At 39.6% G+C, this 15,160-nt stretch carries 12 protein-coding genes and 1 tRNA gene; 10 read left to right on the forward strand and 3 right to left on the reverse strand.

Features of this window, described 5'->3' with window-relative positions:
• The first annotated feature begins 5 nt into the window (after positions 1–5).
• Positions 6–81 (forward strand) — tRNA-Trp (locus M997_RS02480).
• 278 nt (positions 82–359) lie between these two features.
• On the opposite strand, the gene hdfR is transcribed toward M997_RS02480, so the two are convergent.
• A complete protein-coding gene (hdfR, locus tag M997_RS02485; protein WP_064718533.1) occupies positions 360–1,181 on the reverse strand; it encodes an HTH-type transcriptional regulator HdfR in 822 nt (273 codons plus the stop codon).
• A gap of 115 nt (positions 1,182–1,296) precedes the next feature.
• Between hdfR and M997_RS02490 the strand changes: the two genes are divergently transcribed.
• Positions 1,297–1,635, forward strand: a complete 339-nt coding sequence (locus M997_RS02490) for a MaoP family protein (protein ID WP_064718534.1) — start codon at positions 1,297–1,299, stop codon at positions 1,633–1,635.
• Positions 1,636–1,680: 45 nt separating this feature from the next.
• On the opposite strand, the gene M997_RS02495 is transcribed toward M997_RS02490, so the two are convergent.
• A complete protein-coding gene (locus tag M997_RS02495) occupies positions 1,681–3,213 on the reverse strand; it encodes a YifB family Mg chelatase-like AAA ATPase (protein ID WP_064718535.1) in 1,533 nt (510 codons plus the stop codon).
• Between the two features lie 451 nt (positions 3,214–3,664).
• On the opposite strand from M997_RS02495, the gene ilvL reads away from it, so the two are divergent.
• From ilvL to ilvA, 6 genes are all read left to right on the forward strand, one after another.
• Positions 3,665–3,766 (forward strand): ilv operon leader peptide, encoded by a 102-nt coding sequence (gene ilvL / locus M997_RS17115; RefSeq protein ID WP_074379329.1) that lies wholly within the window; start codon positions 3,665–3,667, stop codon positions 3,764–3,766.
• A 127-nt stretch (positions 3,767–3,893) separates the two neighbouring features.
• Positions 3,894–5,543 (forward strand): acetolactate synthase 2 catalytic subunit, encoded by a 1,650-nt coding sequence (gene ilvG / locus M997_RS02500; protein WP_064718536.1) that lies wholly within the window; start codon positions 3,894–3,896, stop codon positions 5,541–5,543.
• Positions 5,540–5,821 (forward strand): acetolactate synthase 2 small subunit, encoded by a 282-nt coding sequence (gene ilvM / locus M997_RS02505; RefSeq protein WP_064718537.1) that lies wholly within the window; start codon positions 5,540–5,542, stop codon positions 5,819–5,821. Before ilvG ends, ilvM begins: the two co-directional genes overlap by 4 nt.
• Positions 5,822–5,831: 10 nt before the next feature.
• Positions 5,832–6,758 (forward strand): branched-chain-amino-acid transaminase, encoded by a 927-nt coding sequence (ilvE, locus tag M997_RS02510; RefSeq protein ID WP_064718538.1) that lies wholly within the window; start codon positions 5,832–5,834, stop codon positions 6,756–6,758.
• 73 nt (positions 6,759–6,831) lie between these two features.
• Entirely contained in the window at positions 6,832–8,682 is a 1,851-nt protein-coding gene (gene ilvD, locus M997_RS02515) for a dihydroxy-acid dehydratase (protein WP_064718539.1), read from the forward strand.
• Between the two features lie 2 nt (positions 8,683–8,684).
• The gene (ilvA, locus tag M997_RS02520) at positions 8,685–10,259 is read left to right on the forward strand and encodes a threonine ammonia-lyase, biosynthetic (RefSeq protein ID WP_064718540.1); all 1,575 of its coding nucleotides are present in this window, start codon (positions 8,685–8,687) and stop codon (positions 10,257–10,259) included.
• Here the strand turns inward: ilvA and ilvY are convergent.
• Complete coding sequence (gene ilvY / locus M997_RS02525) at positions 10,245–11,132, reverse strand: HTH-type transcriptional activator IlvY (RefSeq protein ID WP_064718541.1); 888 nt, start codon at positions 11,130–11,132, stop codon at positions 10,245–10,247. The two genes, ilvA and ilvY, sit on opposite strands and share 15 nt — an antisense overlap.
• Before the next feature lie 172 nt (positions 11,133–11,304).
• Between ilvY and ilvC the strand changes: the two genes are divergently transcribed.
• Both ilvC and rep read left to right on the forward strand, forming a co-directional pair.
• A complete protein-coding gene (gene ilvC / locus M997_RS02530; protein ID WP_064718542.1) occupies positions 11,305–12,780 on the forward strand; it encodes a ketol-acid reductoisomerase in 1,476 nt (491 codons plus the stop codon).
• A 296-nt stretch (positions 12,781–13,076) separates the two neighbouring features.
• On the forward strand, positions 13,077–15,098 hold the full coding sequence (gene rep / locus M997_RS02535; RefSeq protein ID WP_064718543.1) for a DNA helicase Rep: 2,022 nt from the start codon (positions 13,077–13,079) through the stop codon (positions 15,096–15,098).
• Positions 15,099–15,160: the final 62 nt, after the last annotated feature.

Below are 15,160 nucleotides of genomic sequence, written 5' to 3' on the forward strand. Positions count from 1 at the left end.
TATTTAGGGGCGTAGTTCAATTGGTAGAGCACCGGTCTCCAAAACCGGGTGTTGGGAGTTCGAGTCTCTCCGCCCCTGCCAGTTACCAATTAAGTAATAACAAAATTTATACTATATTTGTAGCCCAGTTAATTAACTGGGCTTTTTGTTATTTAAAATCCAAATATATTCTTATTAACAATAAGATTTCTCTTCAATTATTCCATTCAAATCAAGCCTATTCCTCAGAAAAATCTAGAATTCCAAAATAATGACTTAATATGAGATGCAAAATTAATGCTACTTTTGTTGAAAATAGGCAATAAAATAATAAGCTTCAATTTTTATTTTATGTAAATACAACAAATTGAAGCTTATTATTATTGATGAGTGACTGGTTGTTTTAGTAATTGTTGTATTAATGCTTGCTGATCGCTGGTGTTTAACCAGACGGCAAAGAGAGGTTTTTGAATAATATCAGCTGAAGCTGCAGATAAATCAGAGTAAAGATCAAGCCAATGTACAGGCAAGAAAGCAACTGCATGTGTTGTTTTCATTAACTGATAGGCAATTACAGCTGAATTAGTAGTTAAAATAGGATCAGTTTTTTTATCTATATCATTTTGTAATGATGGATAAAAATCAGCACTCCATTCTATTTTGATAAATTGGGTGACTTTGTCAGTATTACTTGATGATATTTTCATCAGCTGAAATGCAATATTACCGATAATCTTACTTTCCAACTCATCCATTTTAGGGGCTTCTGTCGTGAAAAGAAGATCAAGCTCTCTGGCATGAAGTTGTTTTACAAGAGATTGTCTCGTAGAGACTCTAGATTCGATCCTGAGCTCTTTTTTATCTAGATAGGATTCTTGTAGCCAAGAGGTTAAATAAGCTTCCCAGAGTGATGCTGTTGCGCCAATTGAAAGCTCAGAATGTTGAGATGCATGACTAATTTCTTTTTTAGCAAGCAACCACGTATTCATCAACGATTCAGCATAAGGTATGAGCCTTTCACCGGCCACTGTTAAGCGAATATTATTGCGATGGCGAGTGAATAAGTTTGTGCCTAATTGCGTCTCTAATTGTCGTATTCTAAAACTCACCGCAGACTGCGTTAAATAAAGAGATTCGGCGGCTCGTCCAAAGTGTCTTGTCTTACTGACTTCCAAAAAGGTTTTCAGTAATTCGGTATCCACATCTATCTCCAAAAAAATTTGTCGTTACGATTTAAATATTTTGTTTTACAGAACTGCATGACTACCTAATACTCCGCGCCATAAGTATGACGATAGAGAATTAGGAGTGTGTCAGATGGCAGAAAGTTTTATCACGACTAATCGTTTTTTTGACAATAAACATTATCCGCGTGGTTTTTCTCGTCATGGCGATTTCACTATCAAGGAAGCTCAGATATTGGAACGTCATGGTCAAGCATTTAATGAGCTTGATTTGGGCAAACGAGAGCCTACAACCGAAACGGAAAAATTATTTGTTGCCATGTGTCGTGGCGAACGAGAAGCAGCAACTATTGAAGAAAAAATTTGGAAAAAATATACCAGTCGTATAAGTCGTCCAAAACGTTTTCATACATTGTCGGGTGGAAAGCCACAGCTCGATCCATCTGATGACTATACCGACTCTGATGATTAATATCATTAGTTTTAGTTAAAAGGAGCGTTTTTCGCTCCTTTTTGTTTATTCACCAAACTGTTTTTGAAGATGTATCATTAATCTATCCATTGCACGAAAACTCAGCGCCTCAATTAAATGATTTCGTTGTATATTTTCTTCGTTTTGCAAATCGGCAATTGTTCTCGATACTCGAAGGATTTTATGCCATGCACGTATAGATAACCCAAGCTTATTCAGAGTGTTTTCTAAAAAGGTTGCGTCAGCTGTATTTAGCACACAATGCTGTTCAATTTCTTTTCCTGTCAGATAAGTATTAATTTTTCCGCACCGCTTTAATTGTCGTTCTCTTGCTTTTAATACTCGCTGTCTTATTTCTTCACTGCTTTCATTTGAATGCGTTGGATTGATAAGAGCACCCTGAGGTAATAATGGCATTTCTACAGAGAGATCAAATCTATCCAAAAAGGGACCTGATATTCGGTTTAAATAACGTAATATTTGTCTTACTGGTGCTCGATTGTGTGTGCCTTGATAATGCCCTGTTGGACTAGGATTTAGTGCTCCAATAAGTAGTACATTGGCAGGATAACTTATTTTGGCTTTTGCCCGTGAAATAACAATTTTTCTCGCATCAAGAGGCTCGCGTAATGCATCTAATACTCGGCGCTCAAACTCAGGTAACTCATCTAAAAATAAAATACCATGATGTGCTAGCGTTATTTCTCCGGGTTTAGGAATTGAGCCACCACCCGTTAAAGCTATTGCAGATGATGTGTGATGAGGCGCTCTAAAAGGCCTTGATGGCCACTTCCCTTCTGTAAATATTACGCCTCTTAAACTATTGATGATTAAAACATCTAGTGCTTCTTGAGGGGTTAGAGGGGGTAGTAGTGTGCCAACCCTTTTTGCTAACATTGTCTTCCCTGTTCCAGGTGGGCCAAGAAATAAAATATTGTGATTTCCTGCTGCTGTGATTTCTGCCGCCCTTTTTGCATTATTTTGACCAATAATATCACTCATATCTTTATTATTTTGGTTTTCAATTGCGTGATTAATATTAAATTGCTCAGCTTCAATTAATGGTGTGTTATTTTCTAAGTAATGGCAAATATCTAAAATATGAGAAGCTAATAAAACAGATTTATTTGGTAATAATGAAACTTCAGAGTCATGTTCTATTGAAACAATACATGTACGTTTATTTTGAGATGCACTAATAATGGAGGGAATAACGGCATTAACTCTTTGTAATTTTCCTGATAAGGCAAGCTCACCAATAAACTCATAACTATTTAATTTATCTGATTTTAATTGTTCAGAGGCAATTAAAATTGCAAGAGCTATCGGTAAATCATAACGTGCGCCTTCTTTTGGTAAATCAGCGGGAGAAAGATTAATTGTTATTCTTTTTGCTGGGTAGATATATCCACTATTAATTAATGCACTTCTTACTCTATCTTTTGCTTCTTTTACCACAGTTTCAGGTAACCCCACTAAAGTTAACCCGGGGAGTCCTTGGCTTATATGAGCCTCAATAGTAACAAGTGGCGCAGATATTCCTAACGACGCTCGTGTATATATTACTGCTAATGCCATTTATTATTCTCCATTATTTTTATTCTTTTTAATTTATTTTCATTTTTTTGTTAAATGGTTATTTAAATAAATGAGAGTAGGCTCGTAAATATTCTAATTGCATGAAAAATATAAATAAATTAATATTATTTTAAATTTTATTAATAGGTATTTAATTATATTTATATATTTTTCATCTTTTAAAATAAATATATCTCAATAGTAGCTTAAAAAGTTAAATAAACAGTTATTAGCTAGTATATAATTCTTATTATTATTTATTTCTTGGTTTATTATTCTTTGATGGTTGAGGGGGTAAAAAATAACTATAAATTACAATGTGTTGCGTTTATTTTTAAAATAATCGTTGTCAAGGCTAAAATATCATGGTAACTCTAAAAGGACAGAGTGAAATAAAACACAATACAACATTACAAACATACATTTTAAATAAAAAAGAAGTCATAAAACTATGAATAATATCGTCCTAGTGATTAGCCTAATTATTGTCAGCGTGGTGGTGATTATTATCCCACCGTGCGGGGCTGCACTAGGACGAAGAATGGCTAAGTAATTAGCCGGATCGCTTAAAACCCCCGCACCGAAAGGCGCGGGGGTTTTTTTTGAGCCTAAGTTTGAGAAATAAAGTAAAAGCAGAATAAACCAATATTAAACAATGAGTTAAATAGACGGGTGATAAAATGAATGGAGCACAGTGGTTAGTAGAGGCATTGCGAAAGCATCAGGTTGAAACCGTATTTGGTTATCCTGGCGGCGCAATCATGCCTGTTTATGACGCACTTTATGATGGTGGTGTTGAACATGTTTTATGTCGCCACGAACAAGGTGCTGCCATTGCTGCTATTGGCTTTGCTCGTTCTACAGGGACAACAGGGGTTTGTATTGCAACCTCAGGACCCGGTGCCACAAATGTGATTACTGGACTGGCAGATGCATTATTAGATTCTGTTCCTGTTGTCGCTATCACGGGTCAGGTCGCTTCAAATTTAATCGGTACAGATGCATTTCAAGAAATTGATGTGTTAGGGCTTTCATTGGCCTGTACAAAACATAGTTTTTTAGTCTCTACCGTTGATGAGTTACCAAGAATTTTATCCGAAGCTTTTTCTATTGCATCACAAGGAAGGCCTGGCCCTGTATTGGTTGATATCCCTAAAGATGTGCAATTAGCTGATGCTTCACATTTATCCAGTTATGAATTACCTCAAGAGCAGGAATTTCCTTATCCAACACAAGAGTTAGCGCAAGCTTTGCAAATGTTGGCGCAGGCACAAAAACCTATTTTGTATGTGGGTGGTGGTGTGGCGATGGGAAGTGCTGTTAATGCTTTAAGAGCCTTTGTTACACAAACGCAGATCCCTGTTGTTTCAACGTTGAAAGGTTTAGGTTGTGCTGATGCATTAGATGCTAACTATTTAGGTATGTTAGGTATGCATGGTACCAAAGCAGCTAACTATGCAGTTCAGCGCAGTGATTTATTGATTGCTGTTGGTGCTCGTTTTGATGATCGCGTTACGGGGCGATTAAATACGTTTGCGCCTAATGCCAAAGTTATTCATATCGATATTGATCATGCGGAACTGAATAAACTCAAACAGGCACATGTTGCTTTGTTAGGTGATGTTAAGGTTTTATTACCTGTTTTATCACAGACATTAGATATCACGCCTTGGAGAGAAGAAGTTCAGTACTTAAAAACGGAACATGCTTGGCGTTATGACCATCCTGGTTCTGCAATCTATGCGCCATTGTTATTAAAACAACTTTCGGATGCTAAACCTGAAAATACGGTTGTCACGACAGATGTAGGTCAACATCAAATGTGGTCAGCGCAACATATGATCTTTGATGCACCTGAAAATTTTATTACCTCTAGCGGGCTTGGCACCATGGGATTTGGCATTCCTGCTGCTGTTGGCGCGCAAATCGCAAGGCCAGATGCTTGTGTTATCTGTGTCTCTGGCGATGGCTCTTTTATGATGAATGTGCAGGAATTGGGCACAATCAAACGTAAGCAATTACCAATCAAATTAGTGTTATTAGATAACCAACGTCTTGGCATGGTGCGTCAATGGCAAGAGTTGTTTTTTGAACAGCGTTATAGCGAGACGATTTTAACTGACAATCCTGATTTTGTTGCTTTAGCAAAAGCATTTGATATTCCGGGACAGCGCATTACAGAAAAATCACAGGTTGTCGGTGCAATCAAAAACTTATTAGAGAGTGATGGTGCTTATTTATTACAGGTATCTATCGATGATGCAGAGAATGTCTGGCCTTTAGTTCCGCCGGGCGCAAGTAATGATGAGATGATGGAGAAATCAAAATGAACCAACACAATATCACAATTGAAGCCCGTTTTTGTCCAGAGATCTTAGAACGTATCTTGAGAGTTATCCGCCATCGTGGTTTTCATATATGCTCAATGAATATGAATATCACGGAGAGTAATAATATCAATCTTGCTCTGACTGTGAGTAGCCAACGACCTTTAGACCTTTTATGTAGCCAGTTAACTAAGTTAGCTGATGTTGCAGGAATTCAGGTCTTACAACAACATCAACAAAAAGAAAAATTACAATTCATGAGCGCATTTGGTGCCATGTAAGGATAGAAGAATGACAAAGCAAGCTGATTATATTTGGTTTAACGGTGAAATGGTTCCATGGGCTGATGCCAAGGTTCATGTAATGTCTCATGCATTGCATTATGGAACTTCTGTTTTTGAAGGCGTTCGTTGTTATAACTCACATAAAGGGCCGGTTGTTTTTCGTCATCGTGAGCATATGCAGCGTTTACATGATTCTGCCAAAATTTATCGTATGCCTGTTGCACAAAGTGTCGATGAGTTAATGGAAGCCTGCCGTGAAACTTTACGCAAAAATAATTTAGTCAGCGCTTATATTCGCCCATTAGTTTTTATTGGTGATGTGGGTATGGGGGTTAACCCACCGGACGGTTATAAAACAGATATCATTATTGCGGCATTTCCTTGGGGTGCTTATTTAGGTGAAGAGGCGCTAGATAAGGGTATCGATGCGATGGTTTCGTCTTGGCATCGCGCAGCACCAAATACGATCCCTACCGCAGCTAAAGCTGGGGGTAACTATCTTTCTTCGTTATTAGTCGGTAGTGAAGCGCGCCGTCATGGTTACCAAGAAGGTATTGCCTTAGATGTTCATGGTTATCTTTCTGAAGGTGCTGGTGAGAATCTGTTTGAAGTAAAAGATGGCATTATTTTTACACCACCCTTTACATCGTCTGCACTACCGGGGATCACCCGTGATGCCATTATTAAATTAGCAAAAGATTTAGGCTTTGAAATCCGCGAACAAGTACTTTCTCGTGAGTCACTTTATCTTGCTGATGAAGTCTTTATGTCAGGTACGGCCGCTGAAATTACGCCAGTTCGTAGTGTTGATGGTATTCAAGTCGGTATTGGTCGCTGTGGACCCGTAACTAAAGCTATCCAAAAAGCGTTTTTTGGTCTATTTACAGGCGAAACAGAAGATAAATACGGCTGGTTAGATCCTGTTAATCAATAATCATAAATTAAATAAATTTGTTTAGCGGGTGGTTTGTTCGCTACTCGCTTTCATTATCGCAGGAGTGTTAAAAATGCCTAAATACCGTTCAGCGACAACGACTCATGGTCGCAATATGGCTGGAGCACGTGCTTTATGGCGCGCAACAGGAATGACTGATGCTGATTTTGGAAAACCCATTATCGCAGTTGTGAACTCATTTACTCAATTTGTACCGGGTCATGTGCATCTACGGGATTTAGGAAAATTGGTTGCAGAGCAAATTGAGGCTGCAGGTGGTGTTGCTAAAGAGTTTAATACTATTGCCGTTGATGATGGAATTGCAATGGGACATGGCGGAATGCTTTATTCTCTGCCATCTCGCGAGCTAATTGCTGACTCAGTAGAATATATGGTGAATGCACACTGTGCTGATGCCATGGTGTGTATCTCTAACTGCGATAAAATCACTCCGGGCATGTTGATGGCATCGTTACGCTTAAATATTCCCGTTATTTTTGTTTCTGGTGGGCCAATGGAAGCAGGTAAAACGAAGCTTTCAGACCAAATCATCAAACTCGATTTAGTTGATGCGATGATCCAAGGTGCAAATCCTAATGTGAGTGATGCCGATAGCGAACAGATCGAGCGTTCTGCTTGCCCGACTTGCGGCTCATGTTCGGGAATGTTTACGGCAAACTCGATGAACTGTTTAACCGAAGCATTGGGATTATCTCAACCGGGAAATGGCTCATTACTGGCTACTCATGCTGATCGTGAAACGCTGTTTATCAATGCGGGTAAGCGCATTGTTGAATTAACCAAGCGTTATTATGAGCAAGACGATGAATCAGCATTACCTCGTAATATTGCGAAAAAAGAAGCGTTTGAAAATGCGATGATTTTAGATATTGCGATGGGTGGCTCGACTAATACCGTATTGCATTTGTTAGCGGCAGCCCAAGAGGGTGATGTTGATTTCACGATGGAAGATATCGACAGACTTTCTCGCCAAGTTCCACACTTATGTAAAGTTGCACCAAGTACCCAAAAATATCATATGGAAGATGTTCACCGTGCTGGTGGTGTTATGGGTATTTTGGGTGAACTAGACAGAGCAAACTTACTTAATCGCAATGTTAACAATATCTTAGGGTTAACTTTGCCAGAAACGTTAGCTCAATACGACGTAATGTTAACGCAAGATGAACAAGTTAAATCTATGTTCCAAGCAGGGCCTGCGGGTATTCGTACCACTAAAGCATTTTCTCAAAATTGTCGTTGGCCAACATTAGATACGGATCGTGAAAATGGTTGTATTCGTAGTAAAGAGCACGCTTATAGTCAAGATGGTGGACTTGCCGTGCTTGCTGGCAATTTGGCGCAAGATGGTTGTATCGTTAAAACGGCGGGCGTTGATGAAGATAACTTAGTTTTTAATGGCCCAGCTAAAGTTTTTGAAAGCCAAGATGATGCGGTTGAAGCCATATTAAGCAGCAAAGTGGTCGCTGGTGATGTTGTTATTATTCGTTATGAGGGGCCTAAAGGTGGTCCGGGTATGCAAGAAATGTTGTATCCAACTTCTTATTTAAAATCGATGGGATTAGGCAAAGCTTGTGCATTAATAACCGATGGACGTTTTTCTGGTGGCACTTCAGGATTATCTATCGGTCATGTTTCACCAGAAGCGGCTAATGGCGGGATTATCGGTTTAGTTGAAGATGGCGATATGGTTGCTATCAATATTCCTACTCGTGAAATTACGTTAAAAGTTGATGATAAAACCTTAGCTGCTCGCCGAGATGCACAAAATGCACGTGGTGATAAAGCATGGACGCCAAAAAATAGAGAACGCCAAGTCTCCTTTGCTTTACGTGCTTACGCCTCTTTGGCAACAAGTGCAGACAAAGGTGCGGTACGTGATAAATCGAAACTTGGGGGCTAAGAATGGCTGCCTTTAGACCTTTAAACTCGGCACCAAGTAGTGCTGAGTATTTAAAAGCGGCGTTAAGTGCGCCTGTTTATGAAGTTGCGGTTGTCACACCATTACAAGAAATGGTTAAAATTTCTGAGCGCTTAGAAAATACCATTTTAGTTAAACGCGAAGATAGACAACCCGTACACAGTTTTAAATTACGCGGTGCTTACGCGATGATCGCAGGCTTAACACCAGAGCAGAAAGTGAAAGGTGTAGTAACCGCATCAGCCGGAAACCATGCACAAGGTGTTGCATTATCAGCCAATAAAATGGGTGTAAAAGCGTTAATTGTTATGCCAGTGACAACGGCCGATATCAAAGTTGATGCAGTACGTCAGTTTGGCGGTGAGGCTCTGCTTTATGGCGCTAACTTTGATGAGGCCAAAGCCAAAGCTATCGCGCTATCGCAAGAGATGGGTTACACCTTCGTGCCGCCTTTTGATCATCCCGCTGTCATTGCGGGGCAAGCGACATTAGCTATGGAGCTTTTGCAGCAAGATGTTCACTTAGACCGAATTTTTGTCCCTGTTGGTGGTGGTGGTTTAATTGCGGGTGTCGCTGTATTAATTAAACAATTAATGCCTGAGATAAAAGTGATTGGCGTTGAAGCAGAAGAGGCTGCATGTTTAAAAGCAGCGTTAGAAGCGGGGCATCCTGTTGAGTTACCTAAAGTTGGGCTATTTGCCGAAGGTGTTGCAGTTAAACGTATTGGTGATGAAACATTCCGTTTATGTCAAAAATATGTCGATGATGTTATCACTGTCGATAGCGATGCGATTTGTGCGGCAGTGAAAGACTTATTTGAAGATGTTCGTGCAATTGCAGAGCCTTCTGGGGCGTTAGCGTTAGCGGGGCTTAAAAAATACGTTGAAGAGCATCAAATTAAAGGTGAACGCTTAGCACATGTGCTTTCTGGCGCTAATGTTAATTTTCATGGTTTACGTTATGTTTCAGAACGATGTGAATTAGGTGAGAAACGAGAAGCACTATTTGCAGTGACGATCCCTGAGCAAAAAGGTAGTTTTTTACGTTTCTGTCAAATTTTAGGTCAGCGAGTGGTGACTGAGTTCAATTATCGTTATAGCGATGCAGATGCGGATAATGCGCGTATTTTTGTCGGTGTACGTTTAAGCCAAGGCTCACAAGAGCGTAAAGATATTTTACGTGAATTAACTGCTGCGGGTTATCAAGTTGCTGATCTTTCAGATGATGAAATGGCTAAATTGCATGTGCGCTATATGGTTGGTGGTCGTCCAAATAAGCCATTAAAAGAACGCCTCTTTAGCTTTGAATTCCCGGAATCACCCGGCGCTTTAATGAAGTTTCTAAAAACATTAGGGACTTACTGGAATATTACGCTGTTTCATTATCGTAGCCATGGCACTGATTATGGCCGAGTGCTAGTAGCGTTTGAATTACCAGAAACAGAAGGACGCTTTGAAAGACATTTAGATGCGTTAGGCTATGAATATCATGACGAGACAGGAAATCCCTCTTTTCAGTTATTCCTATCTCCTCAAACAACAAATTTAGCGGTGGAGTAATCGCCAAAACGCTTTGATTACAGGCTCTTGAAGGCGTTTGTTTAACCCACAAACGCCTAATTCAAATGGTTCTACTAGCGAAATATTATCTAGCAATGAGATGCGATTGCGGACAGGCTCAGGGCAATTATCAACCACTACTTGCGGAATAAGCGCAATGCCACAGCCTAATGCGACCATTGAAACTATGGCTTCATGTCCTGAAACAGTCGCATAAATTGAAGGATTATGAATACGGTGGCGTTTAAACCATAAGGCAATACGTTGCCGAGAAGGACCATGCTCTGGAATGATAAAGGGAATATTCAGCCAATCTGGATGTTCCTGTGTAGCAAGATGTTGCACATTGCAAGGTAAGGCGGGGGCAATAAGAACCAGAGGGATCTCACCTATTTTTTCAAAACAGATATTCTCTGGTAGTTTTTCTGGTTTACCCGCAATACCGAGGTCAGCCTCATCAGACAGTACTTTATCAACGGCATCAGCGGCATCTCCCGTGGTTAGTTTTATCTCAACCAGAGGATTTTCAGCACGAAAACGGTCAAGAATCGATGGTAAATGACTATAAGCCGCAGTGACAGAACAAAATAATCGGAGTTCGCCTGAAAGTGTTGGACCATTTTGGTTTAGCGTGTGCTTAAGTTGTTTATATTGTAATAATGTTTGTTGTGCATAGCGCTTAAGTTGTTCACCCGCTGTGGTGAGAGTAACTTGCCGATTATCACGTAAAAAAAGTGGATGACCAAGGCCCTCTTCTAGGCGCTGAATTTGCCGAGAAAGCGTAGAAGGGCTGACATGCATCGCTTGCGCGGTCTTTGTAAAATGACAGCTTTCAGCGAGATGCAAGAACAGCTTGAGATCGCGAATATCCATTGTCAGCCACCTATTTTAATGAAAAAAAGTACGTTGCATATTCTGCAACATCATCTTGTAAATATATCAATTTAAGCAATGGCTTTCATCACTTATAGTGAAGTTATGCAACACCTCACTGAGAGTGGGGATAAAAATAGCAAACACATACACAACGATTTTGGAGTCACTTATGACAAACTATTTTAATACATTAAATCTGCGTCAGCAGTTATCGCAATTGGGTAAATGCCGCTTTATGTCGCGTGACGAATTTGCTGATGAAGCAAATTATCTGAAAGGCAAAAAAGTCGTTATCGTGGGCTGTGGCGCACAAGGCCTGAACCAAGGTTTAAATATGCGTGATTCAGGTTTAAACATTGCCTATGCGTTACGCCAAGAAGCTATCGATGAAAAACGCGCATCATGGCGTCGTGCAACTGAAAATGGTTTTGAAGTAGGAACTTATGAAGCGCTGATCCCTCAAGCAGATTTAGTTGTTAACTTAACACCAGACAAACAACACTCAGTCGTTGTTCAAGCTGTTCAACCTTTGATGAAATCAGGTGCGGCATTAGGTTATTCACATGGCTTTAATATCGTTGAAGTGGGTGAGAAAATTCGCGATGACATCACCGTTGTGATGGTTGCACCAAAATGCCCTGGTACTGAGGTTCGTGAAGAATATAAACGTGGTTTTGGTGTTCCGACTCTGATTGCAGTTCATCCTGAGAATGATGCAAAAGGCGAAGGCATGGCAATTGCTAAAGCTTGGGCTGCGGCAACAGGTGGTCATCGTGCCGGTGTTTTAGAGTCTTCTTTTGTTGCTGAAGTAAAATCAGACTTAATGGGTGAGCAAACTATTTTGTGCGGTATGTTACAAGCAGGTTCACTGTTATGTTATGACAAAATGGTGGCTGATGGTGTTGAACCGGGCTATGCAGGAAAACTGATCCAATTCGGTTGGGAAACCATCACCGAGGCTCTGAAACAAGGTGGTATCACCTTAATGATGGACCGATTATCTAATCCTGCGAAAATACGTGCTTATGCATTATCAGAACAACTGAAAGAGATCATGGCTCCACTGTTTGAAAAACATATGGATGATATCATTTCAGGTAAATTCTCTGAAACAATGATGGCAGATTGGGCTAATGACGATAAAAACTTGCTGACATGGCGCGAAGAAACGGGTGCTAGTGCATTTGAAAATTACCCAGATTATAGCGGTACAATCAGTGAACAAGAGTACTTTGATCACGGAGTATTAATGGTTGCGATGGTTAAAGCTGGAGTTGAGTTAGCGTTTGATACCATGATTGAGGCCGGTATTATCGCAGAGTCAGCTTATTATGAATCGCTGCATGAACTCCCATTAATTGCGAATACTATTGCGCGTAAACGTCTGTATGAAATGAACGTGGTTATCTCTGATACCGCAGAATACGGTAACTATTTGTTCTCATTTGCAGCTGTGCCAATGTTGAAAGAGTTTATGACAACATTACAGAGCGGTGATTTAGCGAAGAATGTTCAAGATAATGGCACTGATAATGCGCAGTTACGTGAGATTAATGAAGCGATTCGTCAGCATCCTATCGAAACTGTAGGTAAAACTTTACGCGGCTATATGACCGATATGAAGAAGATTGCTGTCGGCAACTAATTTTTCAATTTTTCGTCGCTCTTTACGCGATAAGTGCGTTGGCTACACTCGGTTACCCAAGTCACATACTAATGTATGCTCCTTGGGATAACCTCCTTTGCCGCCTTCTTCTCTCGCAAATAGCTTAGAAAAATAAGCGTAAGATCCAAATTTGTTGAAAACCGTGTTTCTTAATGAAATACGGTTTTTTTTTACAGTTTGAGGGAAATTGAAAGAGGGAATGACTCAAGACTTTGGTTGGTTTCTGCTACAATTATCCCCCGTTATGTTCTTGGTTAATGAAGTTTGGAAAAAGTATGCGATTAAACCCCGGTCAGCAAAAAGCAGTGGAATATGTGTCAGGCCCTTGTTTGGTCTTGGCGGGTGCAGGTTCGGGTAAAACGCGCGTTATTACCAATAAAATTGCTCATCTTATTCGTCAATGCCGATATCCTGCAAAACAAATTGCAGCCGTGACCTTTACGAATAAAGCCGCGCGTGAAATGAAAGAGCGTGTTGCTCAAACGTTAGGTAAGCAAGAAGCAAAAGGATTAATGATCTCAACGTTTCATACTTTGGGTTTAGAAATTATTAAACGGGAATATAAAGCGCTAGGCATTAAATCTAATTTTTCATTATTTGATGATCAAGACCAATCCGCATTACTAAAAGAATTAACGGTAGATTTATTAGAAGAAGATAAAGATTTGTTATCACAGTTAAAGAGCCAAATTTCTAACTGGAAAAATGACATGCTCACACCAGAGCAAGCCGTGGGTATGGCGAGGTCGCAACAAGAACATACTTTTTCTGAATGTTTCCGTCGTTATGAGCAACATCTGCGTAGCTGTAATGTGTTGGATTTTGACGATTTAATTAGTCGACCTACACAGCTTTTACGCTCAAATGAAGACGTTAGAGAGCGTTGGCAACAACGTATTCGCTATTTGCTGGTGGATGAATATCAAGATACCAATACCAGCCAATATGAATTAGTAAAATGGTTAGTGGGCGAAAGAGCACGTTTTACGGTTGTTGGTGACGATGACCAATCCATTTATTCATGGCGTGGGGCTCGTCCTCAAAACTTGGTCTTACTACAAAAAGATTTCCCACAATTAAATGTGGTTAAGTTAGAGCAAAATTACCGTTCTTCAGGACGTATTTTAAAATCAGCTAATATTTTGATTGAGAATAATCCTCATGTTTTTGAGAAAAAACTTTTTTCAGAGTTGGGTTATGGCGATGAACTTCGTGTATTAACGGCAAATAATGAAGAACATGAGGCTGAGCGAGTTGCTGGTGAATTAATTGCTCATCACTTTATTAATAAAACGAACTATAAAGATTACGCGATACTTTATCGTGGTAATCACCAATCTCGTGTTTTTGAAAAATATTTAATGCAAAATCGCATTCCTTATCGGATTTCAGGTGAAACCTCGTTCTTTTCACGTGAAGAAATCAAAGATATTTTGGCTTATCTGCGAGTAATAACAAATCCTGATGATGATTCTGCTTTTTTACGTATAGTGAATAAACCACGCCGTGAAATTGGGCCAATGACGATTCAAAAACTTGGTGAATGGGCAAAAATACGTGATAAAAGCCTATTTAACGCTTGTTTTGACCTTGGCTTAAGCCAAACTTTAACAGGGCGTGGTTTAAATTCACTACAAGCTTTTTCACAATGGATGTCTCGTATTGTACAAAAATCAGAGCAAGTGCCGTTATTAGCTGTGCGTGATTTGCTTCATGAAATGGATTATGAAAGTTGGTTATATGAAACCTCTAGCAGTGCTAAAGCTGCTGAGATGCGAATGAAAAATATTAACCAATTATTTTCATGGATGAGTGAAATGTTAGAAGGTAATGATCTTCACGAACCTATGACTCTTTCTCAAGTTGTAAACCGTTTTACGTTACGCGATATGATGGAACGAGGTGAGGCAGATGAAGATCTGGATCAAGTTCAATTAATGACATTACATGCTTCTAAAGGGCTTGAATTTCCACATGTTTTTTTAGTGGGAATGGAAGAGGGGATATTGCCTCACCAAAGTAGTATCGATGAAGATAATGTAGAAGAAGAGAGACGACTTGCATATGTGGGGATCACCCGTGCACAGAAAACATTAACCTTCACATTGTGCAAAGAACGACGTCAATATGGTGAGCTAATTCGTCCAGATCCTAGCCGCTTTCTTTATGAACTACCACAAGATGATTTAAATTGGGATACCAATAAAAAGAAAGTGTTAAGTGCCGAAGAGAAACAAGAAAAAGGGCAGGTAGGTGTAGCAGGATTAAGAGCTATGTTAGCAAGGCATAAGTCTTAAATTTTTTATATCGGTGTTACCATCAATCTAATTACATCGCGTGATACCTTAAAAGACAAAAC

The sequence above is a fragment of the Proteus hauseri ATCC 700826 genome, assembly GCF_001654965.1.
Classification (GTDB): Bacteria; Pseudomonadota; Gammaproteobacteria; order Enterobacterales; family Enterobacteriaceae; genus Proteus; species Proteus hauseri.

Excerpts from the sequence above, each read along its gene's own strand:
- M997_RS02490 (WP_064718534.1), top strand. The coding sequence starts at position 1,297 with ATGGCAGAAAGTTTTATCACGACTAATCGTTTTTTTGACAATAAACAT.
- M997_RS02495 (WP_064718535.1), bottom strand. The coding sequence starts at position 3,213 with ATGGCATTAGCAGTAATATATACACGAGCGTCGTTAGGAATATCTGCG.
- ilvL (WP_074379329.1), top strand. The coding sequence starts at position 3,665 with ATGAATAATATCGTCCTAGTGATTAGCCTAATTATTGTCAGCGTGGTG.
- ilvG (WP_064718536.1), top strand. The coding sequence starts at position 3,894 with ATGAATGGAGCACAGTGGTTAGTAGAGGCATTGCGAAAGCATCAGGTT.
- ilvM (WP_064718537.1), top strand. The coding sequence starts at position 5,540 with ATGAACCAACACAATATCACAATTGAAGCCCGTTTTTGTCCAGAGATC.
- ilvE (WP_064718538.1), top strand. The coding sequence starts at position 5,832 with ATGACAAAGCAAGCTGATTATATTTGGTTTAACGGTGAAATGGTTCCA.
- ilvD (WP_064718539.1), top strand. The coding sequence starts at position 6,832 with ATGCCTAAATACCGTTCAGCGACAACGACTCATGGTCGCAATATGGCT.
- ilvA (WP_064718540.1), top strand. The coding sequence starts at position 8,685 with ATGGCTGCCTTTAGACCTTTAAACTCGGCACCAAGTAGTGCTGAGTAT.
- ilvY (WP_064718541.1), bottom strand. The coding sequence starts at position 11,132 with ATGGATATTCGCGATCTCAAGCTGTTCTTGCATCTCGCTGAAAGCTGT.
- ilvC (WP_064718542.1), top strand. The coding sequence starts at position 11,305 with ATGACAAACTATTTTAATACATTAAATCTGCGTCAGCAGTTATCGCAA.
- rep (WP_064718543.1), top strand. The coding sequence starts at position 13,077 with ATGCGATTAAACCCCGGTCAGCAAAAAGCAGTGGAATATGTGTCAGGC.